Origin of the sequence: Roseibium sp. TrichSKD4, assembly GCF_000148725.1 — a bacterium.
GTDB lineage: Bacteria > Pseudomonadota > Alphaproteobacteria > Rhizobiales > Stappiaceae > Roseibium.
In genome coordinates this window covers 814437-816802 of record NZ_GL476320.1, presented here as the reverse complement: position 1 = coordinate 816802, position 2366 = coordinate 814437, and the positions used below count along the sequence as shown (strand labels likewise).

The window sequence follows — 2366 nt, the reverse complement described above, 5'->3', positions numbered from 1 at the left end:
TGGTCTGGCTCGCCCGGATCTCGTCGCAGACGGACGCAAACAGCTCATTGGTCTTTTGACAACAAATCCGAAAGTTGTGCTGGAAGAAGGCGCGCAGGTCACAAAACTTGCCAATCCACCGGCAGGAACACCCGCTGAGGGACACGTGACCTCCTCCTATTACAGCCCCGCCATGGGACGCTCCATCGCACTGGCGATGGTGAAGGATGGTCGCAATCTGATCGGCACCAAACTGAATGTCCCAATGCCGGATGGCGCGATTGAAGTTGAAGTTACTGAAACGGTGTTTGTCGATAAAGAAGGAGGACGGGTCAATGGCTGATCAAGTGAACACCGATCTCTATGTTCCCGATGCTGGCGAAACGCCTTTTCTGGCAATAGACAGCGTGTCGATCCTCAAAGCCGCGCCTGTCACACGGCTCTCATTTCGCTGTCGGGATTCCTCTGTCGCCACAGCTGGAACAGCATTTGGGGTCACCTTGCCTCAAAAGCCTCTCGCAGCAGAAACCAGCCCTACACGAATTGCGTTCTGGCTTGGCCCGGACGAATGGATGTTGATTGCACCGGAAGCTGATCTTGAGAGCGTAACCGCGTCGATGGAAACAGCATTGGAAGGTCAGCCAAACGCACTGGTCGATGTGTCTCATCGCCAGGAAGCCATCCTGGTTTCCGGTCAAAAAGCCAACTGGCTATTGAACACCGGCGTTCCCCTTGATCTTGATCTGGCCGCCTTCCCGATTGGCACAGTCACCCGCACACTGTTTCACAAATCGCCCATCATGTTGTGGCGAACTGGCGAAGACACCTACGTTGTGGAAGCCTGGGTCTCGTTCATGGACTATGTATCCGGCCTGCTGGAGCAGTCCGCTGGAGAACTTGCAGCAGCCTGACCGCATTCAGCGCATTTCATTTCAAAAGGACGCCACTGAGCGTCCTTTTTTATGCGCCGCCCCACAACCACAAGATCTGTTTTTCGGCTTTTCACTTTCGATTTATTGTCATAAAATACAAGAAAGCTACTCGAGCGGACAATAAGTCACAAAATGCAGGATTTTGCGTATAGCTTTTCATTGGCAGCCGGTTTGGTGCTGGAAGCAGATCCTGCGCTTGTTGAAATCGTTGTGCTTTCGCTGAAGGTCACGGCAACGGCATTGTGTTTCTCAGCACTGATCGGCCTGCCTCTTGGAGCTATCCTCGCCATTGCCCGCTTTCCCGGTCGTGGCTTTCTGGTGATTGTATCCAACGCGCTGATGGGCCTACCACCGGTCGTCATTGGCTTGACGGTGTATATGCTCCTGTCGAATGCAGGTCCCTTTGGCGTGTTGAAACTACTCTACACGCCCACTGCGATGGTCATCGCACAAGCCATTCTGATCACACCGATCATTATTGCGCTAACACGGCAGGTCATCGCTGATCTCAATCAGGATTATGCGGATACGTTTCGCTCCATGGTGGTGCCAGCGCACACGGCTATCGTAGCCTTGCTGTGGGATGCCCGTTTTTCTCTGCTGACGGTGCTTTTGGCCGGTTTTGGTCGCGCCATTGCCGAGGTTGGCGCCGTGATGATAGTTGGCGGCAACGTCAACCATGTTACGCGGGTGATGACGACGGCCATCGCCCTTGAAACTTCCAAGGGAGAACTTGCTTTGGCTCTCGCGCTCGGCATGATCCTTCTTTGCATTGCCTTTGCTGTGAATGCTGCCGTCGGACTTTTGAAAAATGCAGAAGGGCGGTTGGTCAATGCCTAGCATCGTTTCATTTCCTTCAACTCCTGTTGAGCTAAGAAAACCAGCCCCCTCTCCGCTGCCGCTGAAAGTGCGCCACCTGGCCTTTCAAGCTGGCCCAACGCCGATCCTGTCTGGCATCGATCTCGACCTGAAAACCGACGCCCTCACCGTTTTGATGGGTCCAAACGGAGCTGGCAAAAGCGTATTTCTGCGATTGATCCACGGTCTCTTGCAGCCGACGATCGGACAGATCAGCTGGGGGGACAGCGGCTTGACCAAGCCCGTGCGCAAACAACAGGCGCTGGTGTTCCAAAAACCGGTCCTCCTCCGCCGCTCGGTAAAAGCCAATCTCGCCTTCGCACTTGGCCTCCGGCCGTTTTCAAACCGTAAGGAGCGTCTCGAGCAAGCGCTTGAAGAAGCTTCCCTAACGGACCTCGCCCATCGTCCGGCACGGGTGTTGTCTGGCGGCGAGCAACAACGGCTGGCGCTGGCTAGAGCTCTGATACTTCAGCCAAAAGTGTTGATGCTGGATGAGCCCACGGCGAACCTTGATCCCGCTTCTGTCTTGATGATCGAGCAGATCCTCACAAAGGTCCGCAACAGCGGCGTGAAGATCATTTTGATTACCCATGACCA

At 54.6% G+C, this 2366-nt stretch carries 4 protein-coding genes; all 4 read left to right on the top strand.

Annotated elements, in window-relative coordinates:
- A partial coding sequence (locus TRICHSKD4_RS24600; RefSeq protein ID WP_040617395.1) for a glycine cleavage T C-terminal barrel domain-containing protein occupies nt 1–322 on the top strand: 322 nt, incomplete at its 5' end.
- Nucleotides 315–890, top strand: coding sequence for a sarcosine oxidase subunit gamma (locus TRICHSKD4_RS24595; RefSeq protein WP_009759964.1), 576 nt, complete (start codon nt 315–317; stop codon nt 888–890). The genes TRICHSKD4_RS24600 and TRICHSKD4_RS24595, both read left to right, overlap by 8 nt.
- A gap of 153 nt (nt 891–1043) precedes the next feature.
- Nucleotides 1044–1751: an ABC transporter permease gene (locus tag TRICHSKD4_RS24590; RefSeq protein ID WP_009759963.1), complete on the top strand. Its 708-nt coding sequence runs from the start codon at nt 1044–1046 to the stop codon at nt 1749–1751.
- Nucleotides 1744–2366, top strand: a 623-nt coding sequence (locus tag TRICHSKD4_RS24585; RefSeq protein WP_168157073.1) for an ATP-binding cassette domain-containing protein, incomplete at its 3' end; no start/stop codon positions are given. The genes TRICHSKD4_RS24590 and TRICHSKD4_RS24585, both read left to right, overlap by 8 nt.